The following is a 24,049-nucleotide window of genomic DNA, read 5'->3' as shown; positions in this document are numbered from 1 at the left end:
GACGTCACGCCTCCTTCGTCAGGTTCGGGCCGCCGCCCGCCGCCTGCTCGATCGGGGGGACGTCCGGCAGCGGGGACTTCTCCTCGCCGCGGAAGGTGAACTTCTTCGTGTCACCCTCGCCCTCCGTGTCCACGACCACGATGTGACCGGGGCGCAGCTCACCGAAGAGGATCTTCTCGGAGAGGATGTCCTCGATCTCCCGCTGGATCGTCCGGCGCAGCGGCCGGGCGCCCAGGACCGGGTCGTAGCCCTTCTTCGCGAGAAGCGACTTGGCGCTCGGGCTCAGTTCGAGGCCCATGTCGCGGTCCTTGAGACGCTCGTCCACCTTGTGCACCATCAGGTCGACGATCTGGATGATGTCTTCCTCGGTGAGCTGGTGGAAGACGACCGTGTCGTCGACACGGTTGAGGAACTCGGGCCGGAAGTGCTGCTTCAGCTCTTCGTTGACCTTGTTCTTCATCCGCTCGTAGTTCGTCTTCGTGTCGCCCTGCGCCGCGAAGCCCAGGTTGAAGCCCTTCGAGATGTCCCGCGTCCCGAGGTTGGTCGTCATGATGATGACCGTGTTCTTGAAGTCCACGACCCGGCCCTGGGAGTCGGTCAGGCGACCGTCCTCCAGGATCTGGAGAAGGGAATTGAAGATATCGGGGTGGGCCTTCTCGACCTCGTCGAAGAGAACGACGGAGAACGGCTTCCTGCGGACCTTCTCGGTGAGCTGGCCGCCCTCTTCGTATCCCACGTATCCGGGGGGAGAACCGAAGAGGCGGGAAACCGTGTGCTTCTCGCTGAACTCCGACATGTCGAGAGCGATCAGCGCGTCCTCGTCGCCGAAGAGGAATTCGGCGAGCGTCTTGGACAGCTCGGTCTTACCGACACCGGACGGACCGGCGAAGATGAACGAGCCGCCGGGGCGCTTCGGGTCCTTCAGGCCGGCTCGCGTACGGCGGATCGCCTGGGAGAGCGCCTTGATGGCGTCCTTCTGGCCGATGACGCGCTTGTGGAGCTCGTCCTCCATGCGGAGCAGCCGGGAGGACTCCTCCTCCGTGAGCTTGAAGACCGGGATGCCCGTGGCCGTCGCCAGGACCTCGGCGATCAGCTCTTCGTCCACCTCGGCGACGACGTCCATGTCGCCGGCCTTCCACTCCTTCTCCCGCTTGGTCTTCGCGGCGAGGAGCTGCTTCTCCTTGTCCCGGAGAGAGGCGGCCTTCTCGAAGTCCTGGGAGTCGATGGCCGACTCCTTGTCGCGGCGGACTCCGGCGATCTTCTCGTCGAACTCGCGGAGGTCCGGCGGCGCGGTCATCCGGCGGATACGCATCCGGGAGCCGGCCTCGTCGATCAGGTCGATCGCCTTGTCCGGCAGGAAGCGGTCCGAGATGTAGCGGTCGGCGAGCGTCGCGGCGGCGACCAGCGCGGAGTCCGTGATGGACACGCGGTGGTGCGCCTCGTAACGGTCGCGCAGCCCCTTCAGGATCTCGATCGTGTGCGGCAGCGACGGCTCCGCGACCTGGATCGGCTGGAAACGGCGCTCCAGGGCCGCGTCCTTCTCCAGGTGCTTGCGGTACTCGTCGAGCGTCGTCGCACCGATGGTCTGCAGCTCACCGCGGGCCAGCATCGGCTTGAGGATGCTGGCGGCGTCGATCGCGCCCTCGGCGGCGCCGGCACCCACCAGGGTGTGCAGCTCGTCGATGAACAGGATGATGTCGCCGCGGGTGCGGATCTCCTTCAGGACCTTCTTCAGGCGCTCCTCGAAGTCACCGCGGTAGCGGGAGCCGGCGACGAGCGCGCCGAGGTCGAGGGTGTAGAGGTGCTTGTCCTTGAGGGTCTCGGGCACCTCGCCCTTGACGATGGCCTGGGCCAGTCCCTCGACGACCGCCGTCTTGCCGACGCCGGGCTCACCGATGAGGACCGGGTTGTTCTTCGTACGGCGGGACAGCACCTGCATGACCCGCTCGATCTCCTTCTCGCGCCCGATGACCGGGTCGAGCTTGGATTCGCGGGCGGCCTGGGTGAGGTTCCGGCCGAACTGGTCGAGGACCAGGGACGTGGAGGGCGTGCCCTCGGCAGGACCGCCCGCTGTGGCGGCCTCCTTGCCCTGGTAGCCGGAGAGCAACTGGATGACCTGCTGCCGCACCCGGTTGAGATCGGCGCCCAGCTTCACGAGGACCTGGGCGGCGACGCCCTCGCCCTCGCGGATCAGGCCGAGCAGGATGTGCTCGGTGCCGATGTAGTTGTGGCCGAGCTGAAGGGCCTCGCGGAGCGACAGCTCCAGGACCTTCTTGGCACGGGGGGTGAAGGGGATGTGCCCGGACGGGGCCTGCTGGCCCTGGCCGATGATCTCCTCCACCTGCTGGCGGACCGCCTCGAGCGAAATCCCGAGGCTCTCCAGGGCCTTAGCGGCGACACCCTCACCCTCGTGGATAAGGCCCAGGAGGATGTGCTCGGTGCCGATGTAGTTGTGGTTGAGCATCCGGGCTTCTTCCTGAGCCAGGACGACAACCCGCCGCGCGCGGTCGGTGAACCTCTCGAACATCGTTAATCGCTCCTCAGAGCGGTCAGGCAGTAAAGGGGTCGGTCCCCTCCCTGTCCTTCCGCAGCTTAGTCCCGCAAGCGGGGACCGCTCATTCCAACTGCCGACTACCTGTCCCAGGCTCCCAGCCCCGAACGCCGGACAACAGCTTCAACCCGATGGTGCGAGACGATGTTCCCGCAGGCCAGGCAGATACCCCACGCATCACTACGCCGATGGCGAACGTGAGGCGTCCTGAACCGCGTGTCGCCCCTTCCCACTAGGAATGTCTTACCCGCAAGCACTGACACTCCATGCGGCGCACCCCGGTTCCCTCCGCTACGGGCGAACACCCTTGCGCTCCTGAACGCGCCCGCACGCCCCCGGATCGGGGACTGTGAGCGACAGGGGTGCGACTCAGCGTAACTCCGGGCGGGCGTCGGGAGTTGCCCGGAGTATGGCTCCGACTGTTCCGCCTCCCCGCGTGCCGTCCGAAGAGCGGTGCGCGGAGCGGCGCGAGGACCGTGAGGACCGCGACGCGCGGCGGTACGCGGAATGGTACGAGGACGGGCTCGGATGGCCGACGGTGCCCAGGGTGCCCGGTGTACCCGGTGTGCCCGGGGTGCCGCTGCGGCTGGTTATCGGGGTCCGTTTCGACGTACTGGAGCTGCCCGCCGACGCGGGCGCCGCGCTGCTGCGGCGGATCGGCCCGGCGTGCGGCCCGGTGGCGCTCAGCGGCTGCGGTGGCCTCACGCGGCTGCTGGTGGCCGAGGGGAGCGCGGACGAGTTGCCCGGCCTGCTCGACTGGCTGGACTGGGGCGGGATCGCCCTGGGGCTGGCGGCGCTCGGCGCGGGCGGACTGATGACCGCCCCCGTACCGGCCGTCGCACCGGCTGCCGTACCCATGGCCCTGCCCGCGACCGTGCCCGTTGCGGCACCCGCGGCCGCACCCGTGGGCGTCACCGTGCCCGTACGGTCCCCCGCTTCCCCGCGGCGGGCCGGCGGCGCCACCGCGCAAGGGGCCGCCGTATGGCTGCGGCCCCCCGTGCCGGGACGCGAGGTGGAGCCGACGCTGCCGGCTCTCACCCTCTCCGGGCGGGGCGACGGCAACGGGGGCAGTGGTGGGGGTGCCCCCGATCTCGTACGGCTCGTGGACGCGGCGGCCACAGAGTGCCACCGGGCCCGCTTGCTGCGCGGAAATATGTTCCGTACGAATACTCAGCCGTTGGCCTTCTCGTAGGCCTCGCGGATCTCGGCGGGAACACGGCCGCGGTCGTTGACGCTGTAGCCGTTCTCCTTCGCCCACTTGCGGATTTCGGCGGTGTCCTTGTTGCCACCGGCCGCCAGGCGCCCCTTGCCACGGCTGCCCGCGGCACGGCCGCCGGTACGCCGGCCGCCCTTGGTGTACGGATCGAGGAGACCCCGCAGCTTGTCCGCATTGGCCGTGGTGAGGTCGATCTCGTAGGTCTTGCCGTCCAGAGCGAACGTCACGGTCTCGTCCGCCTCGCCGCCGTCGAGGTCATCGACAAGAAGGACCTGAACCTTCTGTGCCACCGGATTTCCTTTCATCGAAAATGCAGTACGCGGAAAGGAAACCGCTTTTCTCAGGAAAACACAAACCCCCGGGAGAGGTTCACAGACGCAACAGGACGGGAAACGTACGCGATTCGGACATAGAGCGCTGCGGAGTCGGACGATCACAGATGCAGAAGCATCCGGCTGTTGCCCAAGGTGTTCGGCTTCACCCGTTCGAGACCGAGGAACTCGGCAACACCCTCGTCATAGGAACGGAGCAGCTCTCGGTACACATCTCGGCCGACCGGCGTCTCACCGATCTCCACGAAGCCCCGCTTCGCGAAGAACTCGACTTCGAAGGTCAGGCAGAATACCCGGCGCACTCCGAGCCAGCGGGCCGTCTCCAGCAACTTGTCCAGCAGAAGATGTCCGGCACCGACCCCCTTGACCGCAGGATCAACGGCCAGTGTGCGCACTTCGGCGAGGTCTTCCCACATCACGTGCAAGGCGCCGCAGCCGATGACGGTCGCGTCCGCGTCGCGTTCCGCGACCCAGAACTCCTGGATGTCCTCGTAAAGCGTCACCGGCGCTTTGTCGAGCAGGATGCCTTCGCTCACGTAAGCGTCCACGAGACGCCGGACCGCCGGTACGTCCCTGGTCCTGGCCCGCCGTACGGTGAGGGCATTTGCTTCGGCATTGGGAACGGGCGGCACGGTATCGGGAGGCACTGAGGGCATGACCGGACGCTATCGCCCCGGTCCGGAACCCTCGTCGCCGCCCTCTCCCGGCCGGCTCTCCCCCGCTTCCGGCCCCGCTTCCGGGGCTTCGGGAGCCGCGGGGGCTCCGGGGACTTCGGCGCCTTCGGGGACCGCGAGAGCCTCCGGGACATCCGGCGCGTCCGCGCTGTCCACACGGACCATACGGACGGCGTCCTCAAGGGCCCGGCGCTGCGCGGCCGACATCATGCCGAAGAAGGCGACAAGGGCGGCGGCCGGGTTGTCACTCTTCGACCAGGCTTCGTTCATCAGTGCCGCCGCGTAGGCGGCGCGGGTGGAGACCGCCGTATATCGATAGGCACGGCCGTCCACTTCCCGGCGTACCCAGCCCTTCTGATGGAGATTGTCCATTACGGTCATGACGGTGGTGTAGGCGATGGACCGTTCCCGCTGAAGGTCTTCGAGGACTTCCCGGACGGTGACCGGACGGTTCCATTGCCAGACGCGTGTCATGACGGCGTCTTCCAGGTCTCCCAATTGACGGGGCACCCGGCCACCGTAGTACGAGATGCCCGAATGGCCGGTTATTGACGTGACAAAAAGGACGTACGACCGGGTTCCGATCGTACGTCCGACGAGGCGATGGATTCTGCGGCCCGGAAGGTGGCCGGGGGCTGATGGCCCGGGAGGCCGGCAGCCCGGGGGCCGGTGACTCCGGAAGTCGCTCAGGCGCCGCGGGCGTCCGGGGCGGCGCCCGTCCTGGCGGCTTCCGCGCGGGCCAGGGCCGCGTCGACCGCCGCGTCCTCCTTGGCCTTGTTGGGGCCGCCCTGGCTCTTGACGATCGTCCGTACCAGGAGGGTGAAGAACGTGGCCATGACCACGGGGGGCAGCAGCGCGGAGACGTAGTCCATGCCGTCCAGAGTAGCTATCCGGCGGCGAGCCGTTCCGGCGGGGGCGCGGGTCTGCGGCGCGGCGGAAAGACCTCGGACGGCTTGGGCATCGGCTTGTCCGGCGCGGGGCGACGCGGTTCGGCGGGCTCGCCGGGGCGCCGGGGCTCGGGGTGCTCGGCGGGTTTGCCGGGCTTGGCGGGCCCGGGGTGCTCGGCGGGTTTCGCGGGCTTGCCGGGCTCGGCCGGCTTGGCGGGTTTACGGGGTTCGCGGGGTTCGCGGGGGTGCGCCGGTCCGTCGGCCGCCCGGCCGCCGGGCAGCGCCAGCAGCCGGGTGCGGGGCGCGGGAGCCGCCGGGACCGTACGGCGAGGGGCGCCCACCCCCGCGAAGCGGGCGCGCACCGAGCGCTCGGCGAGCCGTCGGCAGTGGTCGAGCAGGGCCGCGGCGGCCTGATTGCCCCGCAGGGCGCGCAGCGCGGCGAGGTCGTCGGGACCCGGCGGGTAGCCGGTGGCCAGGGCGTCCTGGAGCAGTTCGAGATAGCCGGAGACGGAGCCGGGGAGCGCCTGCCGGTACCGGGCCAGATCGGCGACCAGGAACGCCCGCATGCGCCCCGCCTCGCGTACCGCCTCGTCCACGGACTCGGCGAGCCGCAGACAGTCCTGGGCGTCTTCGCGCGGGAGCGGGGCGGGGTGCAGGGCGGCGGCGAGGGCGCGTCGGAGCACACAGAGCTCGTCAGCGCCGAAGGCCATGCCGCCGCGGGATCCGTAGGGCGTGGGCATGGGGGCGACAGTACGCGCCAAAGGGACAAAATCCGCTTAATACCCTACTCCGGGCGTGCCCGGAGTGGGGTACGCGCGTCGCCGGGCCGCGCGAGGGGCCTCTCCGGGCCCGCCGTACCGCCCTCCGGGCCCGTGAGGGCGGTACGGCGGGCCCGAGGGCGGCCGTACCGCCCTCCGGGTCACATGCGGGAGACGTTGCGTTCGTACACCAGGCGCAGGCCGATCAGGGTCAGCCACGGCTCGTGCTCGTCGATCACGGACGCCTCACCGAGGACCATCGGCGCGAGGCCGCCGGTCGCGATGACCGTCACCTCTTCCGGGTCGTCGGACAGCTCGCGCGCCATGCGCGACACCACGCCGTCGACCTGGCCCGCGAAGCCGTACAGGATGCCCGACTGCATCGCCTCGACCGTGTTCTTGCCGATCACGCTGCGCGGCCGGGCCAGCTCGATCTTGCGGAGCTGCGCGCCCTTGACGCCGAGCGCCTCGACCGAGATCTCGATGCCGGGGGCGATGACCCCGCCCGTGTACTCGCCGCGCACGCTGACCGCGTCGAAGGTCGTCGCCGTACCGAAGTCGACGACGATGGCGGGGCCGCCGTACAGCTCGACCGCCGCGACCGCGTTGATGATGCGGTCCGCGCCGACCTCCTTCGGGTTGTCCATCAGGATCGGCACGCCCGTCTTGATGCCGGGCTCCACGAGCACGGCGGGCACGTCGCCGTAGTAGCGGCGGGTCACCTCGCGCAGTTCGTGCAGGACGGAGGGGACCGTCGAGCAGATGGCGATGCCCTCGATGCCGTCGCCCAGTTCCTCGCCGAGGAGCGGGTGCATGCCCATCAGGCCCTGGAGGAGGACGGCGAGTTCGTCGGCGGTGCGGCGGGCGTCCGTGGAGATGCGCCAGTGCTCGACGATCTCCTCGCCGTCGAACAGGCCGAGGACGGTGTGGGTGTTGCCCACGTCGATGGTGAGCAGCATCAGGCGCCGACCTCGCGCAGGTCCAGGCCGATGTCGAGGATCGGGGACGAGTGCGTCAGCGCGCCGACCGCGAGGAAGTCGACGCCCGTGTCCGCGTAGGCGCGCGCGTTGCCGAGCGTGAGCCGTCCCGAGGACTCCAGGACGGCGCGGCCCGCGACGACGGAGACGGCCTCGGCGGTCTCGGCCGGGGTGAAGTTGTCCAGGAGGATCAGATCGGCGCCCGCGTCCAGGACCTCCCGTACCTGGTGCAGGGTGTCGACCTCCACCTCGACGGGCAGGTCGGGCGTGCCCCTCTCCTCCAGGGTGGCCCGTACGGCCTTGAACGCCTCGGCGACACCGCCCGCCGCGACGACGTGGTTGTCCTTCACCAGGGCGGCGTCGGAGAGCGACATGCGGTGGTTGACGCCACCGCCGCACCGCACCGCGTACTTCTCCAGCGCGCGCAGCCCCGGGGTGGTCTTACGGGTGTCGCGGACCCTGGCGCCGGTGCCTTCGAGCGCGTCGGCCCAGGCGCGGGTGGCGGTCGCGATACCGGAGAGGCGGCAGAGGAGGTTGAGCGCGCTGCGCTCGGCGGTGAGCAGGTCGCGGGTGTGGGCGGTGACGCTGAGCAGCTTCTGGCCGGCGGCGACGCGGTCGCCGTCCAGGACGTGCCGCTCGACCTCGAACTCCTCCGTGCAGACGAGGGAGAGGACGGCCTCGGCGATGTGCAGCCCGGCGACCGTGCCGCTCTCCCGGGCGGTGAAGTCGGCGGTGGCGACGGCGTCCTCGGGGACGGTCGCGACGGTCGTCACGTCCACGCCGCGGTCGAGGTCCTCCTCTATCGCGACATGGGCGATGTCCTCGACCTGGACGGGGTCGAGACCGGCGTCGGCGAGGAGCTGGGCGAGGGCGGGGTCGAGACCGCACTCCAGGCCGTCCGAGCCGTCGAGGGCGTATCCGTCCTCGCCGCCGCAGCCGCAGTGGTCACCGCAGCCGCCGGTGGTGGCCTCGGCGGGGGCGCCGATCTGGATGAGCGGTACGTCCACGGGCTCGGGGCGCGGACTGACTTCGGGCGTGCTCACGGTTACGGCTCCCTGGGGGCGTTGGCTGGGCGTGGGGCTACGTCGGAATCCGGGGCGACGTGGGAAGGAGGTTCGGCGGGGAGGTACGGGGGGTCGACGGGCGGGAAGGCCGCGGTCGGGGTACGGCGCAGCACCGGGCCGCGGTCGGGGTCGGGGTCGAGCCGGACGACGAGATGGGCACGCCAGTCGGTGTCGGCGCGCTCGGGGTGGTCCTCGCGCCAGTGGCAGCCGCGGGTCTCCTCGCGCGCCAGGGCGGTGGCGACCAGGACCCGCGCGACGCAGAGGAGGTTCGTCGTCTCCCAGGCGTCGACGCCCGGGACGGCGGCCTTGCCGGAGGTCTCGTCGGAGGTCTCGCCGGGGGTCTGGGCAGGGGTCTCGTCGGCCGGGTCGGCGGCCGGGGCGGACTCGGGGCTGAGCGCGTGCTGGGACACGGCCTCCAGGGCCGTCGCGGCGGCCCGGAGGCTCGCGGCCGACCGGAGCACTCCGGCGCCCCGGGACATGACGCGCTGGATGCCGGCGCGGGCCTCGGGGGCGATCAGCGGGAGATGGAGTGTGCCGGCCGGTTCGACGGGGAGGGCGGGGACGGCGGCGGACTCGGCGGGCTCGGCGGGCCCGCGCCGGGCCGGATCCCCGCCGGCCGCGGGCCCGGCCGTCATGCCGCCGGCGACGCCGTCCGCGATGTCGGCGGCGATGCGCTCCGCGAAGACCAGGCCCTCCAGGAGGGAGTTGGAGGCCAGCCGGTTGGCTCCGTGGACCCCCGTGCAGGCTGCCTCGCCGCTCGCGTACAGGCCCGGGACCGTCGTACGGCCGCGCAGGTCCGTACGGATCCCCCCGGAGGCGTAGTGGGCGGCGGGGGCCACCGGGACCGGCTCCGTCACCGGGTCGATCCCGTGGGAGCGGCAGGCGGCGAGGATGGTCGGGAAGCGGGTCTCCCACATCTCCGCGCCGAAGTGCCGCGCGTCGAGATACATGTGCTCGGCGCCCTGCTCCCGCATCCGGCGCATGATCGCCTTGGCGACGATGTCGCGGGGGGCCAGCTCCGCCAGTTCGTGCTGGTCGAGCATGAAGCGGACGCCGTCGGCGTCGACGAGGTGGGCGCCCTCGCCCCGTACCGCCTCCGAGACCAGCGGCTGCTGGCCCTCGGCCCCGGCGCCGAGGAACAGCACCGTCGGGTGGAACTGCACGAACTCCAGATCGGAGACCTCGGCGCCGGCCCGCAGCGCCAGCGCCACGCCGTCGCCGGTGGAGACGGAGGGGTTGGTCGTCGCGGAGAAGACCTGCCCCATCCCGCCGGTGGCGAGGACCACGGCGGGGGCGTGGACGGCGCCCACGCCGTCGTGCTGCCCCTCGCCCATGACATGGAGGGTGACGCCCGACGTACGGCCCTGGTCGTCGGTCAGGAGGTCCAAAACGAGCGCGTTCTCCACGGTGCGGAGCGCGGCGTCGCGGACGGCCCCGACCAGGGCGCGGGAGATCTCGGCGCCGGTCGCGTCGCCGCCCGCGTGGGCGATACGGCGGCGGTGGTGGCCGCCCTCGCGGGTGAGGTGGAGCGCGCCCTCGGCCGAGGTGTCGAAGTGCGCGCCGGTGTCGATGAGGCGCCGTACGGCGGCCGGGCCCTCGGTGACCAGGGTGCGTACCGCCTCCTCGTCGCAGAGCCCGGCGCCGGCGACGAGCGTGTCGTCGAGATGCTGCTCGGGGGTGTCGCCCTCGCCGAGGGCGGCGGCTATGCCGCCCTGCGCCCAGCGCGTGGAGCCGTCGTCCAGCCTGGCCTTGGTGACGACGACGGTACGGAGGCCGGCGGCGGTGCAGCGCAGGGCCGTGGTGAGACCGGCGACGCCGGAGCCGACCACGACCACATCGGCGTCGACGGCCCAGCCGGGCGCGGGGGCGGTCAGCCGTATTCCGGTTCCGGTCGGGCGTCCGGTCACTGGGGGGCTCCGAAGGTCAGGGGGATGTTGTCGATCAGCCGGGTGGTGCCGACCCTCGCGGCGACGGCGAGGACCGCCTCACCGGTGTGGCCGTCGGGGACCTCGGTGAAGTCGGCGGGGTCCACGAGGGCGACGTAGTCGAGCTCCAGCGGCGGCGCGGCGCGGGCCGCCTCGTCGAGGACGGCCCGGGCGGCGGCCCGCACGGCGTCGGCCCCGCAGCCCCGGCCCGGTGCGCCGGGGCCGCCCGCCGCGGTCCCGGCGGGATCCGGCGTGCCCGGCGTACCGGCGGCGGCCACCGCGTGGGCGTCGGCCGCGAGACGGGCCTCGCCGAGGGCGGAGAGACGGGCGGCGCGGGCGCCGGGCGCCGGGGCGGACGCGGCGCGGGCGCGCAGCGCGTGCTGGGCGGCGAGGCGGTCGCGGGCGGCGAACAGGGCCCGGGAGAGCGCCAGTGCGGTACGGCGCTCGGCCACGGACAGGTAGCGGTTACGGCTGGAGAGCGCGAGGCCGTCGTCCTCACGGACCGTCGGTACGCCGACGATCTCGACCGGGAAGTTCAGGTCGCGGGCCATCCGGCGGACCAGAGCGAGCTGTTGGGCGTCCTTGAGGCCGAAGAAGGTGACGTCGGCGCGGGTGAGGTGGAGGAGCTTGGCGACGACGGTGAGCATGCCGTCGAAGTGGCCGGGGCGTGAGGCGCCTTCGAAGTGCTCGCCCATGGGGCCCGCGGAGAGGGTGATCTGGGGGGCGCCGTCGGGGTAGACCTCGTCGGCGCCCGGCGCGAGGACGACATCGGCGCCGGCCTCCCGCGCGACCTTCAGATCGGCGTCGAGGGTGCGCGGATAGCGGTCCAGGTCCTCCCCCGCGCCGAACTGGAGCGGGTTGACGAAGACGGTGACCACGACCAGGCCCTGGGGGCCGACCCGGGTGCGGGCGGCCCGTACGAGCGTCGCGTGGCCTTCGTGGAGCGCCCCCATCGTCAACACGACGCCGATCCGGGCGCCGGGGGCGCGGCGGTCCAGGACGCGGTCGAGTTCCGCGCGCGTGGCGGCGAGTTCGAGGCCCTTGGGGGCCGTGCTCGCGGGATCCATGCGCGCGGGATCCGTGCCCGCGGGCTCTGTGCTCATGGGGTCCGTCTCTCCGGTCTCACTGGTCTCCCCGGCTCGGGCGGGCTCTCCGTCGCGGGCGCTCGTTCCGGCTCGGGCGGGCTCTCCCGTTCGGCCGGGGGTCTCCGTTCGGCCGGGGGTCTCCGTTCGGGCGGGCTTCTCCGTTCGGGCGGGCTCTTCCGCCGTCGGGCCGGCGGGGCTGATCACGCTCATCGGGTGCCTCCCGCGCCGCCGCCGCGGGTGTCCCCGAGGCTCTCGCCGCCCGCGAGCACGTCGAGCAGGTCCTCCGCCAGCTCCGGCTTGAGCAGGCCGTGCGCGAGCGCCCGGTCCGCGGTCGTACGGGCCATCGCGAGGTAGCCCGCGACGGCGCCGGGCGCGTGCGTGCGCAACTCGGCGACATGCGCGGCGACCGTGCCCGCGTCGCCGCGCGCCACGGGTCCGGTCAGGGCCGCGTCGCCGGAGCGCAACGCGTTGTCCAGGGCCGCGCCGAGCAGCGGCCCGAGCATCCGGTCGGGGGCGGCGACTCCGGCCGCGCGGAGCAGCTCCATGGCCTGCGCCACCAGCGTGACCAGGTGATTGGCGCCCAGGGCGAGGGCCGCGTGGTAGAGCGGACGGGCCTCCTCCGCGATCCACTCGGGCTCGCCGCCCATCTCGATGACCAGCGCCTCGGCGGCCAGCCGCAGCTCCTCCGGCGCGGTGACCCCGAACGAGCAGCCCGCCAGCCGCTGGACGTCCACGGAGGTGCCGGTGAAGGTCATCGCGGGGTGCAGGGCCAGCGGCAGGGCGCCGGCCCGCAGCGCGGGGTCGAGGACCTGCGTGCCGTACCGCCCCGAGGTGTGGACGAGGAGCTGTCCCGGCCGTACGGCACCGGTCTCGGCCAGCCCTTCGACCAGCCCGGGCAGCGCGTCGTCGGGAACGGTCAGCAGGACGAGCTCGGCGCGGGCCAGCACCTCGGCCGGGGTGACCAGCGGGACGTCGGGGAGCAGGGCGCCCGCCCGCCGTACGGAGGCGTCCGAGACACCCGAGACGGCGACCGGGCGGTGCCCCGCGAGCTGGAGGGACGCGGCGAGCGCCGGTCCGACGCGGCCCGCCCCGACGACACCGACCGTGAGCCGGGCGGGGCGGTCCCGGGGATCGAAGGACTCTTGAGCTGATGCGTTCACGCGAGGGCCTTCCGTTCCAGTCCGCAGGGGGTACCGGACGATTTCTCGCCATGCTACGCCAGCGTTTCGTACCGGCACCCGAGTTGTCCACAGGCCGTGAGGGATATCCACAGGGCCGGCCGAGGCGGGAGCGGCGTGGGCGATGATCGGCGCATGAACGAGACGAGCGGGACGGCCGGAGCGGCCGAGAAGTCCGGGCGGGTGGCCGAGGAAACCGGCCCCGCGGCCGAGGAGAGCGGTCCTCCGGCCGAGGCGGCGGACGCGGCGGAGGCCGTACGGCGGCGGAGGGTGGCCGCGTGGCGGGCGTCGCGTCGCGCGCTGGCGCGCCCCGCCATGGATCTGCGGCTGGGCGAGCGGCTGGCGGCCCTCGCGGCGGACGCGGGCGAGGTGCACGACCTGGACGAGGACGCGGACCTGTACGGGAACGGGGTCGTCGCCGAGCTGGAGCGGCGGGTGGCCGGGCTGCTCGGCTTCCCGGCCGCCGCGTTCTTCCCCTCGGGGACGATGGCGCAGCAGGTGGCGCTGCGGTGCTGGGCGGGGCGTACGGGCAACCGCACGGTGGCGCTGCATCCGCTGGCCCACCCGGAGGTCCATGAGCGTGACGCGCTGTCGGCCGTGAGCGGGCTGCTCACGGTCCGTCCGACGACGGAGCCGCGGCTGCCGACCGCGCGGGAGATACGGGAGCTGGCCGAGCCCTTCGGGACGCTGATGCTGGAGCTGCCGTTGCGGGACGCGGGCTTCGTCCTCCCTTCCTGGGACGAGCTGACCGCCGTCGTGGCGGCGGCGCGCGAGCGGGACGCGGTGGTGCATTTCGACGGCGCGCGCCTGTGGGAGAGCGCCACGCACTTCGGGCGCCCGCTCGCCGAGGTCGCCGGTCTGGCGGACAGCGTGTACGTGTCCTTCTACAAGTCCCTGGACGGTCTGTCGGGCGCGGCGCTGGCAGGCCCCGAGGAGCTGGTGGAGGAGGCGCGCACCTGGCGCCACCGCTACGGGGGCCAGGTCTTCCAGCAGTTCCCGGCCGCCCTGTCGGCGCTGCTGGGGCTGGAGCGCGAGCTGCCCCGCCTGCCCTCGTACGTCGCGCACGCGCGCGTGGTGGCCGAGGCGCTGGCGGAGAGCCTGGCCGCGGCGCCGGTGCCGTGGTTCCGCGTCCACCCCGAGCCGCCGCACACCCATCAGTTCCAGGTGTGGCTGCCGTACGCGCCCGAGGTGCTGAACGAAGCGGCGGTGCGGCAGGCCGAGGAGACAGAGGTGACGCTGTTCCGTGCCTGGCACCCGGCGCCCGCCGGGCCGCCGGGGGTCGCCTTCACGGAGGTGACCGTGACGCGGCCGGGTCTGGAGTGGTCGGCGGGGGACATACAGGCGGCGGTCGGAGACTTCGTGGACCGCGTGCGGGAGGAACAGGAGAGGCGGGACGAGGAGGTGGGCGGCGGAAAGCGGAACGGGCGGCGGCCGGACGCGGCGGCGTGACGGTCGGTAGCCGCCGGGGCGGCGGCACGGGGCGCCGTCACGGGGCGGCGGCACGGGGTGGCGGCACGGGCAGGCGGCACCAGGCGGCGTACAGGCCGACGTCACCGGGCGCCGTACAGGCCGGCGGCACCGGGCCACGTCACCGGGCGGCGACACAGGTCGGCGTCGGCCGGGCAGCATCACCGGGTGGCGGCGCCCCGTGGTGAGCCCCTGCGGGGCAGGCGCGGGAGCCGGGTGAGCCGGGTGTACCAGGCGGTGTGCGGGGTGGCCCGGTGCGTACGGCGGTACTCCCGGATCGTGCGCACCGTCTCGCGGTCGTACCTGCCGGGCAGTGGTGGGGCGGTCTCGCCCCGACGGGCCGTGCGGTAGCTGTCGAGCATGTGCTGCTGGATGGCGTCCATGCGCCCACCCTGCGCCGGGCGGCGCCCCGCGGGCCCGTCGATTGACGGGCATCGTCAATCGACGGACGGATGGCCACGGAGGGAGGGCAGCATGGGGTCATGAGCGTGTTCATCGATGTCACGGGACTCCCCCAGGAGCGGGTCGCCTTCGGCCCCTCACCACTGGCCGAGCTGGCCGCCGCGCTGCACGCGCTGTCCGAGCCCGCCCACCACGCCCGGCTGCACGGCTGGATCACCACCACACAGGCCGCGCTCAAGCCCGAGCTGGCCGACCGGCTGCATGAGGCGGACTTCATGTGGCGTTCGGCGCGCGCGGACATCCTGCTGCCCGCCACGCCCCGGGAGACGCTCGCGGAGGAGCTCGACGACCTCGACCGGCTGGACGACGAGCGCTATGTCGGGGCGGCCCTGGAGATCTCCTGCGCCGCCCCGAACGCCCGCGAGGAGGACGCGTACTCCCCGCTCACCGACGAGGGCGCCCGGCGGCGCGCCCTGGATCTGGCGGCGGCGCGCGGTCCCGCCCAGGCCGCGTTCGTCCAGCGCATGCTGGCCGATCCGCCCGCCGTCCGGGCCTGGATACGGCGGCTGGTGGAGGACTGCGACGAGGCGTTCTTCGCGGACACCTGGCGGCGGGTGCGGGGCCAGCTCGCCGCCGACGCCCGCCACAAGACGGAGATCCTGCGTCACAAGGGGCTCGCGGAGGCGCTCGCCGCGGTCTCCCCCGCGATGACCCTGGAGGAGGACGGGCCACGGCGGCGGATCGTGGTGGACAAGCTGGCCCACGCCCGTACGACCGCGCAGGGTTCGGGGCTGACGTTCCTGCCCACCGCGTTCGGCCGGCCGCATCTCGTCGCGCTCTACGCGCCGGGGTGGCAGCCCGTCGTGCAGTATCCGGTGGCGAGCCGTGAGCTGGCCGACGTCACCCCGGTGGAGACGGTCAAGCTGCGGCTCGAAGCGGTCGCCCACCCCACGCGCATCCGGCTGTGCCGCAGCCTCTCCCGCGGCGACCACACGACGAGCGAGCTGGCCGACGCCCACGGGATCACGGCGCCCGAGGTCTCCCGCCATCTCGCGGTGCTGCGGAAGGCGGGGCTGCTGACGACGCGGCGGCGCGGACGTTATGTGATGCACCAGCTCGACGTCACCGTGGTGGCCAGGCTCGGCAGCGACTTCCTGGAGGGACTGCTGCGCTGACCCGCGGCGGGTCAGCCCGCCCCGCCGCCCGCCCTGACCAGTCCCGACTCGTAGGCGAGGACGACCACCTGGACCCGGTCGCGCAGCCCGAGCTTGGTGAGGATCCGGCCGACGTGTGTCTTCACGGTCGCCTCGGAGAGCACGAGACGGCCGGCGATCTCACCGTTCGACAGGCCCTGCGCGACCAGCATCATGACCTCGCGCTCCCGGTCGGTCAGCCGCTCCAGTTCCCGGTGCTCCGGCTTGCCGCTGCTGGGCAGCATCGGCGCGAAGCGGTCGAGGAGCCGCCGTGTCGTGGACGGCGCGACGACCGCGTCGCCGCTGTGGACGGCGCGGATCGCGTTCAGCAGTTCGCCCGGCGGCACGTCCTTCAGCATGAAGCCGCTGGCCCCGGCCTTGAGCCCGGAGAAGGCGTACTCGTCGAGGTCGAAGGTGGTGAGTATCAGGACCTTCGGGGCGTCGGGCACGGCGCAGATCCTGCGGGTCGCCTCGACGCCGTCCAGCCGGGGCATCCGTACGTCCATGAGCACGACGTCCACGTCGGTGGAGCGCAGGTTCTCGATCGCCTCGGCGCCGTCCCCGGCCTCCGCGACGACATCCATGTCCGGTTGCGCGGCCAGCACCATACGGAAGCCGGTCCGCAGCAGCACCTGGTCGTCGACGAGCATCACGCGGATCGACATCGGGGGTCCTTGTCCGTAGGGGGCATCAGAGGGTGGCTGGTACGGCGGGTCCGGGAGGAGTCCGGGGTCCCGAGGTCCGGAGGGGGCCGGGGTCCGGGGTCCGGATCGTGCGGAGGGGCCGGGCAGGGCGTCCGCGGCCAGGACTCCGGCCCGGACACTAGTGTGCTGCCTTCAGCGGCAGCAGCGCGCTGATCCGGAAGCCGCCGCCCGGCCTCGGGCCCGCGTCCAGCGTGCCGCCGACCATACCGACCCGCTCCCGCATGCCGATCATCCCGTGGCCCCGTCCGTCGGCACCGCCGTCCTCGTACAGCTCGTGCGCCGCGCCCCGGCCGTCGTCCTCGACGAGCAGGCCGAGCCCGTCGTCGAAGTAGACGAGCCGGACACTGGCCCCGACGTCCGGGCCGCCGTGCTTGCGCGAGTTGGTGAGGGCCTCCTGCACGATGCGGTACGCGGTCAGCTCCACGCCGCTGGGCAGCGGCCTCGGGGTGCCCTCGATCTTGAAGTCCACGGCCAGGCCCGCCGCCCGTACGTTCTCGATCAGGTCCTCGATCTGCCCGACGTCGGGCTGCGGAACGTACTCGCCGCTCTCCTTGGCGTCGCCGGTGCGCAGCACGCCCAGCAGCCGGCGCATCTCCGCGAGCGCCTGCCGTCCCGTGGTCGAAATGGTCTCCAGGGCCTGTTTGGCCTGGTCGGGCGCGGCGTCCAGGACATAGGCGGCGCCGTCCGCCTGGACCACCATCACCGATACGTTGTGCGCGACGACGTCGTGCAGCTCGCGGGCGATCCTGGCGCGTTCGGCGGCGACCGCCACCTTGGCCTGTGCCTCGCGCTCCTTCTCCAGCCGGGTGGCCCGCTCCTCCAGCTGAGCGAAGTAGGCGCTGCGGGTCCGCATCGAGTCGCCCAGCACCCAGGCCAGCACGAACGGCACCGTCAGCACCACGGCGAGGAAGACCCGGCCGGCGATGCCCTCCTCCGTCATCGGCCAGCGGAGCTGGGACAGCGGCGCGGCGAGCAGGCCGCCGACCAGCGCGAGCCGGGGGGCCCAGCGCGGTCCGCCGCGCGCGGCGACGGTGTAGATGACGACCAGCATCGCGAAGTCGGCCGGCCCCGGGGGCACGCCGAGCACGAGTTGTGCGACGCCCACGGCCGCCACCAGCAGCAGCATTCTCTCGGGCGCGCGCCGCCGCAGTGCCACGGCGAGGGACAGCGGTACGGCCACCGCCATCGCGACCAGCCGTCGCTCGACGCCGAGATTCTCCTGGACCGCCCACAACAGCGAGATCCCGAAGAGCAGGACAGCCCAGAAGCTGTCGACGCCCGTCGGGTGTCGGCGGAGAAACTCGTAGAAGCGCTGCACGTAACCCAGCGTAGGGAAGCGGATAAGCCTGAGGGTCAACCGGAGGATCGATCCGGTCGGCGGAAGCGTACTCCCCAAGGTGGAGACTTGGCGCCGTGACGGATGAGACGGGTAAGTCGGCAGGTGAATCGGCGGTCGGGCCACGGGGCGCGAGCCCCCTCCCGGGTGGCCCGGGACCGGTGCGCTGGCGCCCCGCGGCGGAGGCGGCGCTGTACGGCCCCGGGGGCTTCTATCTGCGCCCCGAGGGCCCCGCGGGACACTTCCGTACCTCGGTGCACGCCTCCCCGCTCTTCGCCGCCGCCGTCGCCCGGCTGCTGGTGCGGACCGCGCGGCTGCTCGACCGCGACGAGGTGGCGTTCGTCGATGTCGGCGCGGGCCGGGGCGAGCTGCTGACCGGCGTGCTGGGGGCGGTTCCGGAGGGGCTGACCGTGCACCCGTACGCCGTTGAGCGCGCCCCGCGTCCGCCGGGGCTCGACCCGCGCGTGGAGTGGTGCGCGGAGCCGCCGCCCGGGGTCCACGGGCTCCTCTTCGCCAACGAGTGGCTGGACAATGTGCCGCTCGACATCGCCGGGACGGATCCCGGGGGGACCGTACGGTACGTCCTGGTGCGGCCGGACGGCTCCGAGGAGCTGGGCGGGCCGGTCGGCGGCGCGGACGCGTGCTGGCTCGACCGCTGGTGGCCGCCGGCCGGGCCCGGCACCCGGGCGGAGATCGGCCGCCCCCGCGACGAGGCCTGGGCGGCGGCGGTCGGGTCGCTGGAGCGGGGGCTCGCGGTCGCCGTGGACTACGCGCATGTACGGGGCGCCCGGCCGCCGTTCGGCACGCTCACCGGCTTCCGCGCGGGCCGGGAGGTGGCCCCCGTACCGGACGGGACGGGCGACCTGACCGCACATGTGGCGCTGGACGCGTGCGCGGCCGCCTGCCCGCTGCCCGGCGCCGAGCTGCTCACCCAGCGCGAGGCGCTGCGCCGGCTGGGCGTGCGGGGCGACCGCCCGCCGCTCGCCCTGGCGGTGTCGGACCCGGCGGCGTACGTGCGGGCGCTCGCCGGGGCGGGCGAGGCGGCGGAGCTGACGGCGCGCGGCGGTCTCGGGGACTTCGGCTGGCTGACGCAGCCGGTCGGGATCGCGCCCCGGGACGTGTGGGGGACTTCGCGCCCCTCTGAGAGACTGTCGCCATGACGGAGACCACCCGGACGACGGTCGGCATCGGCGGCGCGGCGGAGAGCACCGACATGGTGCTCAACATCGGTCCGCAGCACCCCTCCACCCACGGGGTGCTCCGGCTGCGCCTGGTGCTCGACGGCGAGGTGATCCAGCACGCGGAGCCGGTGATCGGCTATATGCACCGGGGCGCGGAGAAGCTCTTCGAGGCGCGTGACTACCGGCAGATCGTGATGCTCGCCAACCGCCACGACTGGCTGTCGGCGTTCTCCAACGAGCTGGGTGTGGTGATGGCCGTCGAGCGGATGCTCGGCATGGAGGTCCCCGAGCGCGCCGTCTGGACCAGGACGCTCCTCGCCGAGCTGAACCGGGTCCTCAACCACCTGATGTTCCTCGGCTCGTACCCGCTCGAACTGGGCGGGATCACCCCGGTGTTCTACGCGTTCACGGAGCGCGAGAAGCTCCAGGCGGTGATGGAGGAGATCTCCGGCGGCCGGATGCACTACATGTTCAACCGGGTCGGCGGCCTCAAGGAGGATCTGCCCGCGGGCTGGCCGGGCCGGGTCAGGCAGGCGATCGCCGACGTGCGCTCGCGGATGGACGTGTACGACCGGCTGGTCCTCGGCAACGAGATCTTCCGGGGGCGCACGGGCGGCGTCGGGGCGCTGTCGCGGGAGGCGGTGCACGCGTACGGGGTGTCGGGGCCGATCGCGCGCGCCTCCGGGGTCGACTTCGACCTGCGCCGCGACGAGCCGTACCTGGCGTACGGCGAGCTGGCGGACGTGCTCACGGTGGTGACCCGGGAGGACGGCGACTGCCTGGCCCGTTTCGAGTGCCTGCTGGAGCAGACGCACAACGCGCTGGCGCTGGCCGACGCCTGTCTGGACCGGCTCGCGGAGCTGCCGCCGGGGCCGGTCAACCAGCGGCTGCCGAAGGTGCTGAAGGCGCCGGAGGGCCACACGTACGCCTGGACGGAGAACCCGCTCGGCGTCAACGGCTACTACCTGGTGTCGAAGGGCGAGAAGACCCCGTACCGGCTGAAGCTCCGCTCCGCCTCGTTCAACAACATCCAGGCGCTGACGGAGCTGCTGCCCGGGACACAGGTCGCCGACATGGTGGCGATCCTGGGGTCGCTGTTCTTCGTCGTCGGCGACATCGACAAGTAGCCCGGCGCAGAGGGGTGGGCGGGACGTGACCTGCCCACCCTCGCGTCACGAGCTGATCGCGCCGCGCAGCCCCCTCAGGGGAAGCGGCTCCGTCTCGTCGTGCGCGGTCAGGTCGATGACCTGGCCGACCCCCCGCTCCTCGGTCCTGCGCCGCTCGGCGAGCGCCTCCTCGCCCACCACGTCGGCAAGGTCCTCCCGCGCCACCCGCGCCAGCCGGTCCAGGGGTACGGGGGCGTCCTCCGGGGCGGGGATGTCCGCCGGTACGGGGGCGTCCGCCTCGGCGGCCGGGGCCCGCGCGGGGTCCGGGGCCTCCGGCTCCTCGCCCGGGGCCGTCCCCGCGCCGGTTCCGGTGCTCGTACCCGTACCGGCACCGGTACCGGTGCCCTCCGGGTCCGCGGGCTTGTCGCCATTCTGGTCGTGCTGGTCGTGCTGGCCCTCGACGTGCGCGCACTGGGCGCCGAAGAAGTCGAAACCGCCCTCGGGGCGCCGCGCGGGCCGGCCCGCCGGGGAGTACGGGACGATCGCGGAGGCGACCGGTACGCGGGGAGCGGAAGGCGCGAGGGCGGCGGACGACGGGCGGCTGTGCTGCTCGGCCCCGGCGGCCGCCGCGTGCTTCCCCTGCGGCTCCTCCTCCGCCTCGGCGGCGCGCTCCGCCAGATCGCGGGCGCGGGCCGCCTCGACGGTCCGCTTCACCTGCTGGGCCACGCCGTTGCGCGTCAGCTCGTCCAGGGCGCGCGCCGCGCCGACGTACGCGGCCTTGCCCGGCCCACTGCTCGCGGCGGTCAGCGCCTTGGGCTCGGCCGCCGCCTCCAGGGCGAGCTGACGCCGCCCCTCCAGCGCGGTGGCCCGCTCCGTCTCGGCCGTGGCGTACCGGCGCAGCAGCGCGGCGTGCTCGCCGCGCAGGCCCGCCAGTTCGATCCGCTTGGAGCGGAGCTTGGCCTCCAGCTTGGCGCGCACCTCGCGCGACTCCTCGACGTCGGCCTCCAGCTCGGCCGTACGCTCCTCGGTCTTCCAGTGGTCGCTCTCCCGGCCGCGTGTCAGCTCGGCGACACGGCGGCCCGCGTTCCGGTCCCAGCTCCGCATGAAGACCGCGCCGCCGACCGCGGCGGCGGCCGCCGCCGCGGTCAGTCCACGGAGCACCAGGGGATCCGCGAAGAGCCAGGCACCCGCGGCGCAGAGGACCGCGGCTCCGGCGACCGCCGTCGGCGGCAGAAGCTTGTGGAGAGGTGGGGAATGGCGGTGGCGTCCACGTGGCATGGCCTGAAATTTACCGTGCGTGGAGGCCGATTGGGGAACCGGTCGGACAATCTTTCTCCGCCTGTTGTCGGCCCTCCGCCCCCTTACCTCCCGTGCGTCTCCTGTTTCCTCTACAGAACTCCGTTTTGCCGGTTGCCGCTTACCCCGCGTTTACCGATCACGCGGCGCGCTTCGGCTACTTCTTGACCAGACCTTTGGACTCCAGATACTCCTTGGCCACGTCCTCGGGCTTGGCGCGCTCGGCGTCGACCTTGAGGTTCAACTGCGCGAGATCCGCGGTCGTCAGGGCGTCCGTCAGCTTGCCGAGGGCATCGGCTATCTCCTGCGCACCGGCGTCCTTGGCATTGAGCACCGGCAGTACGTTGTCCGCGTTCTGGAGCTTCTTGTCGTCCTCCAGCACCACGAGTCCGTAACTGTCGAGCGTGCCGTCGGTGGTGGAGCTGAGGGCCATCTGGTCGACGCCGTCCTTGACCGCCTGCTTGGACTGCGGCGTGCCGACTCCCTTGGGGTCGATGCCCGCCACGTCGATGCCGTAGGTCTTCTTGAGTCCCGGCGCGCAGAAGGGCCGTACCTCGCACTCGTCGCCTGCGGCGATCTTGACTTTGATCTTGGATTTTCCAAGATCGGAAAGGGTCTTGAGGTTGTTCTTGTCCGCGAATTCCTTGCTGACCGCGAAGGCGTTCTGGTCCACGGCCCGACCGGCGGGGAGCACCTTCAGCCCACGCGGCTCGGCGAGCTTCTTCAGCTCGGCGACGGTCGCGGCGGCGTCGCTGGAGGCGAGGGGCTTCTCCTGCGCCGCGTCGGCCCCGTTGACCTTGGCGTTGAGGAATTCGGTGATCGTCGCGGCGTATTCGGGCACCACATCGATCTCGCCCTTCTCCAGGGACGGTTCGTACAGCTCACGGTTCTTCACGGTCGTGACGGACGTGGCGTAGCCGGCGTCGCCCAGGATCTGGGCGTACAGCTCCGCCAGCACCTTGGACTCCGTGAAGGCGGCGGCGCCGACGACGAGGGAGCCCTTCTTCCCCGACCCGGCCGCCGCGTCGGATCCGGAACCGGAGTCGGTGCCGCTCTTGTTCTTCTCCAGGCTGTCACCGCCGCACGCGGCGAGTGACACGGTCAGCGCGGCGACGGCCAGTACGGCGCTCGCGAAACGCGAGGTTCTGCTCATGATGGTCCACTCTCCAAAGGGGCGAAAAGCCTGTCTCACACGGTCGTCGTCGCACCGTGGTCGGTCGCACGGTCGGGCGTGCGCGCGGGGGTCCCGCCGTCGGCGGGGGTGCCGGCGTCCGGGTCGGCCGGGGTTCCGGCGAGGGACGGCGCCGGGTCGATCAGCCGGTCCAGCGCCACCAGCGCGCCCTCCACGAGCAGCGCCAGGAGGGCGACGAGGAGCGCGCCCGCGACCACCTGCCCGGTGTCGTACGTGTTGAACCCCGCGGTGATGATTCGGCCGAGCCCACCCTGGCCCACCATCGCGGCGATGGTGGCCGTGGCCACCACCTGGACGGCGGCCGACCGGAGCCCGGTCATGATCATCGGGTAGGCGAGGGGCAGCTCCACGCGGACGAAGACCTGGCGCCCGGACATCCCCATGCCCCGCGCCGCCTCCACCACCGCGGGATCCACCTCGCGCATGCCCACATAGGCGTTGGTCAGCAGGGGCGGCACCGCGAAGAGCACCAGCGCGATGATCGTGGGCACCGAGCCCGAGTTGCGCAGCGGCGAGACCATGAAGAGCGCGAGCACGGCGAAGACGGGCACCGCCCGCCCCACGTTGGAGATGTTGATCGCGAGCGCGCCGCCCTTGCCGAGGTGTCCCAGCAGAAGGGCCAGCGGCAGGGCTATCGCGCAGGCGATCGCCAGCGCGACCCCGCTGACGACGACATGCTCCTCCAGCCGGTGCCACACCCCGCCGTCGCCCGACCAGTTGGCGCCCGCCGTCAGCCAGCCCCACGCGTCCCCGAGGACACCCATGGTCACCCCACCGCCTTCGCCGCGCGCGTGCGTATGCGGGTCCAGGGCGTCAGTGCCCGCTGGACCCCGAGCAGCAGCAGGTCGGCGGTGACGGCGAGCAGCACGCACAGCACGGACGCCGTCAGGACCTGGGCCTTGAAGAAGCTCTGCAAGGCGTCCTCGATGAGATTGCCGAGCCCGCCGCGCCCCACGATCGAGCCGACCGTCGTCAGCGCGACCGTCGACACCGTGGCGATCCGCACACCGGCCATGAGCGCGGGCAGCGCGAGCGGCAGCTCGACCTCCCACAGCAGCCGGCCCGGTCCGTATCCCATCCCGCGGGCCGCTTCCCTGGCCTCTTCGGGCACCGATGCCAGCCCCGCCATGATGTTCCGGACGAGAATGGTCAGCGAATAGAGCACCAGGCCCGTGATCACCAGACCGGCCGAGAGCCCGAAGAGCGGCAGCAGCAGCGAGAACATCGCGAGCGAGGGAATCGTGTAGAGCAGGGTCGTCAGGCCCAGTACGGGGGCGGTGAACGACGGCCTGCTACGCGCGAGCAGCGCGAGCGGAAAAGCGACCAGCACTCCGATGACGACCGAGACGACCGTGATCCACACGTGCTGGACCGTGGCGTCGATCAACTCCTGGCTACGGGAGCGCAGATATTCTCCGCAGATCCAGTCGTTCGCCGCCAGGCATCCTTGCGTACCCATCCACCCCCGCCTCCCCCGTCCGGCCGCGCGCACACGCGCCGGCCTCCACAACCTCCAACTCCGGCG

At 72.6% G+C, this 24,049-nt stretch carries 23 protein-coding genes; 5 read left to right on the top strand and 18 right to left on the bottom strand.

Annotated elements, in window-relative coordinates; all coding sequences use genetic code 11:
- Positions 1–4: 4 nt before the first annotated feature.
- Positions 5–2,527: an ATP-dependent Clp protease ATP-binding subunit gene (locus ACFTZC_RS26540; RefSeq protein WP_365806116.1), complete on the bottom strand. Its 2,523-nt coding sequence runs from the start codon at positions 2,525–2,527 to the stop codon at positions 5–7.
- Between the two features lie 460 nt (positions 2,528–2,987).
- On the opposite strand from ACFTZC_RS26540, the gene ACFTZC_RS26535 reads away from it, so the two are divergent.
- Positions 2,988–3,743 (top strand): SCO3374 family protein, encoded by a 756-nt coding sequence (locus ACFTZC_RS26535; protein WP_382893811.1) that lies wholly within the window; start codon positions 2,988–2,990, stop codon positions 3,741–3,743.
- Here ACFTZC_RS26535 and ACFTZC_RS26530 read toward each other — a convergent pair.
- The 10 genes from ACFTZC_RS26530 to ACFTZC_RS26485 form a co-directional block, all read right to left on the bottom strand.
- Complete coding sequence (locus ACFTZC_RS26530) at positions 3,722–4,057, bottom strand: Lsr2 family protein (RefSeq protein WP_365806118.1); 336 nt, start codon at positions 4,055–4,057, stop codon at positions 3,722–3,724. The genes ACFTZC_RS26535 and ACFTZC_RS26530 overlap by 22 nt on opposite strands.
- Positions 4,058–4,200: 143 nt before the next feature.
- Complete coding sequence (locus tag ACFTZC_RS26525; RefSeq protein ID WP_365806120.1) at positions 4,201–4,755, bottom strand: amino-acid N-acetyltransferase; 555 nt, start codon at positions 4,753–4,755, stop codon at positions 4,201–4,203.
- Between the two features lie 9 nt (positions 4,756–4,764).
- Positions 4,765–5,283, bottom strand: a complete 519-nt coding sequence (locus ACFTZC_RS26520) for a BlaI/MecI/CopY family transcriptional regulator (RefSeq protein ID WP_382893808.1) — start codon at positions 5,281–5,283, stop codon at positions 4,765–4,767.
- Positions 5,284–5,459: 176 nt separating this feature from the next.
- Entirely contained in the window at positions 5,460–5,645 is a 186-nt protein-coding gene (locus tag ACFTZC_RS26515) for a hypothetical protein (RefSeq protein ID WP_365806124.1), read from the bottom strand.
- Between the two features lie 14 nt (positions 5,646–5,659).
- Positions 5,660–6,370 carry a hypothetical protein gene (locus ACFTZC_RS26510; protein ID WP_382893866.1) on the bottom strand — a complete coding sequence of 237 codons (711 nt, stop codon included), beginning with the start codon at positions 6,368–6,370 and terminating at the stop codon, positions 5,660–5,662.
- A gap of 209 nt (positions 6,371–6,579) precedes the next feature.
- A complete protein-coding gene (locus tag ACFTZC_RS26505; protein WP_365806125.1) occupies positions 6,580–7,377 on the bottom strand; it encodes a type III pantothenate kinase in 798 nt (265 codons plus the stop codon).
- The gene (gene nadC, locus ACFTZC_RS26500; RefSeq protein WP_382893805.1) at positions 7,377–8,438 is read right to left on the bottom strand and encodes a carboxylating nicotinate-nucleotide diphosphorylase; all 1,062 of its coding nucleotides are present in this window, start codon (positions 8,436–8,438) and stop codon (positions 7,377–7,379) included. The genes ACFTZC_RS26505 and nadC overlap by 1 nt, the downstream gene beginning before the upstream one ends.
- A gap of 2 nt (positions 8,439–8,440) precedes the next feature.
- Positions 8,441–10,366 (bottom strand): L-aspartate oxidase, encoded by a 1,926-nt coding sequence (locus ACFTZC_RS26495; RefSeq protein WP_382893803.1) that lies wholly within the window; start codon positions 10,364–10,366, stop codon positions 8,441–8,443.
- Complete coding sequence (gene panC / locus ACFTZC_RS26490) at positions 10,363–11,487, bottom strand: pantoate--beta-alanine ligase (RefSeq protein WP_382893801.1); 1,125 nt, start codon at positions 11,485–11,487, stop codon at positions 10,363–10,365. Before panC ends, ACFTZC_RS26495 begins: the two co-directional genes overlap by 4 nt.
- A 188-nt stretch (positions 11,488–11,675) precedes the next feature.
- On the bottom strand, positions 11,676–12,629 hold the full coding sequence (locus ACFTZC_RS26485) for a Rossmann-like and DUF2520 domain-containing protein (protein WP_382893799.1): 954 nt from the start codon (positions 12,627–12,629) through the stop codon (positions 11,676–11,678).
- Between the two features lie 153 nt (positions 12,630–12,782).
- On the opposite strand from ACFTZC_RS26485, the gene ACFTZC_RS26480 reads away from it, so the two are divergent.
- On the top strand, positions 12,783–14,096 hold the full coding sequence (locus ACFTZC_RS26480; RefSeq protein WP_382893797.1) for a threonine aldolase family protein: 1,314 nt from the start codon (positions 12,783–12,785) through the stop codon (positions 14,094–14,096).
- A 179-nt stretch (positions 14,097–14,275) separates the two neighbouring features.
- Here the strand turns inward: ACFTZC_RS26480 and ACFTZC_RS26475 are convergent, their stop codons facing one another.
- Entirely contained in the window at positions 14,276–14,497 is a 222-nt protein-coding gene (locus ACFTZC_RS26475; protein WP_382893796.1) for a hypothetical protein, read from the bottom strand.
- A 99-nt stretch (positions 14,498–14,596) separates the two neighbouring features.
- Here ACFTZC_RS26475 and ACFTZC_RS26470 point away from each other — a divergent pair, with 99 nt between their 5' ends.
- Positions 14,597–15,691, top strand: a complete 1,095-nt coding sequence (locus tag ACFTZC_RS26470) for a DUF5937 family protein (RefSeq protein WP_382893794.1) — start codon at positions 14,597–14,599, stop codon at positions 15,689–15,691.
- An 11-nt stretch (positions 15,692–15,702) separates the two neighbouring features.
- Here the strand turns inward: ACFTZC_RS26470 and ACFTZC_RS26465 are convergent, their stop codons facing one another.
- Both ACFTZC_RS26465 and ACFTZC_RS26460 read right to left on the bottom strand, forming a co-directional pair.
- The gene (locus tag ACFTZC_RS26465; protein ID WP_365806135.1) at positions 15,703–16,374 is read right to left on the bottom strand and encodes a response regulator transcription factor; all 672 of its coding nucleotides are present in this window, start codon (positions 16,372–16,374) and stop codon (positions 15,703–15,705) included.
- 157 nt (positions 16,375–16,531) lie between these two features.
- Positions 16,532–17,731 (bottom strand): histidine kinase, encoded by a 1,200-nt coding sequence (locus tag ACFTZC_RS26460; protein ID WP_382893792.1) that lies wholly within the window; start codon positions 17,729–17,731, stop codon positions 16,532–16,534.
- A gap of 179 nt (positions 17,732–17,910) precedes the next feature.
- On the opposite strand from ACFTZC_RS26460, the gene ACFTZC_RS26455 reads away from it, so the two are divergent.
- Together ACFTZC_RS26455 and ACFTZC_RS26450 are read left to right on the top strand one after the other, a co-directional pair.
- Positions 17,911–18,909 carry an SAM-dependent methyltransferase gene (locus ACFTZC_RS26455; protein ID WP_382893790.1) on the top strand — a complete coding sequence of 333 codons (999 nt, stop codon included), beginning with the start codon at positions 17,911–17,913 and terminating at the stop codon, positions 18,907–18,909.
- A complete protein-coding gene (locus tag ACFTZC_RS26450; RefSeq protein ID WP_382893788.1) occupies positions 18,906–20,057 on the top strand; it encodes an NADH-quinone oxidoreductase subunit D in 1,152 nt (383 codons plus the stop codon). The genes ACFTZC_RS26455 and ACFTZC_RS26450 overlap by 4 nt, the downstream gene beginning before the upstream one ends.
- A gap of 45 nt (positions 20,058–20,102) precedes the next feature.
- Here ACFTZC_RS26450 and ACFTZC_RS26445 read toward each other — a convergent pair whose 3' ends face one another.
- The 4 genes from ACFTZC_RS26445 to ACFTZC_RS26430 form a co-directional block, all read right to left on the bottom strand.
- Complete coding sequence (locus ACFTZC_RS26445) at positions 20,103–21,314, bottom strand: hypothetical protein (RefSeq protein WP_382893786.1); 1,212 nt, start codon at positions 21,312–21,314, stop codon at positions 20,103–20,105.
- A 175-nt stretch (positions 21,315–21,489) separates the two neighbouring features.
- Positions 21,490–22,485 (bottom strand): ABC transporter substrate-binding protein, encoded by a 996-nt coding sequence (locus ACFTZC_RS26440; protein WP_382893784.1) that lies wholly within the window; start codon positions 22,483–22,485, stop codon positions 21,490–21,492.
- A gap of 35 nt (positions 22,486–22,520) precedes the next feature.
- The gene (locus tag ACFTZC_RS26435) at positions 22,521–23,288 is read right to left on the bottom strand and encodes an ABC transporter permease (protein ID WP_382893864.1); all 768 of its coding nucleotides are present in this window, start codon (positions 23,286–23,288) and stop codon (positions 22,521–22,523) included.
- A gap of 2 nt (positions 23,289–23,290) precedes the next feature.
- The gene (locus tag ACFTZC_RS26430; protein WP_382893782.1) at positions 23,291–23,983 is read right to left on the bottom strand and encodes an ABC transporter permease; all 693 of its coding nucleotides are present in this window, start codon (positions 23,981–23,983) and stop codon (positions 23,291–23,293) included.
- Between the last annotated feature and the right edge of the window lie 66 nt (positions 23,984–24,049).

The sequence above is a fragment of the Streptomyces sp. NPDC056987 genome (assembly GCF_042673865.1).
Lineage (GTDB): Bacteria > Actinomycetota > Actinomycetes > Streptomycetales > Streptomycetaceae > Streptomyces.
The sequence above is the reverse complement of the archived record's forward strand: the minus strand, read 5'-3'. Positions and strand labels throughout refer to the sequence as shown.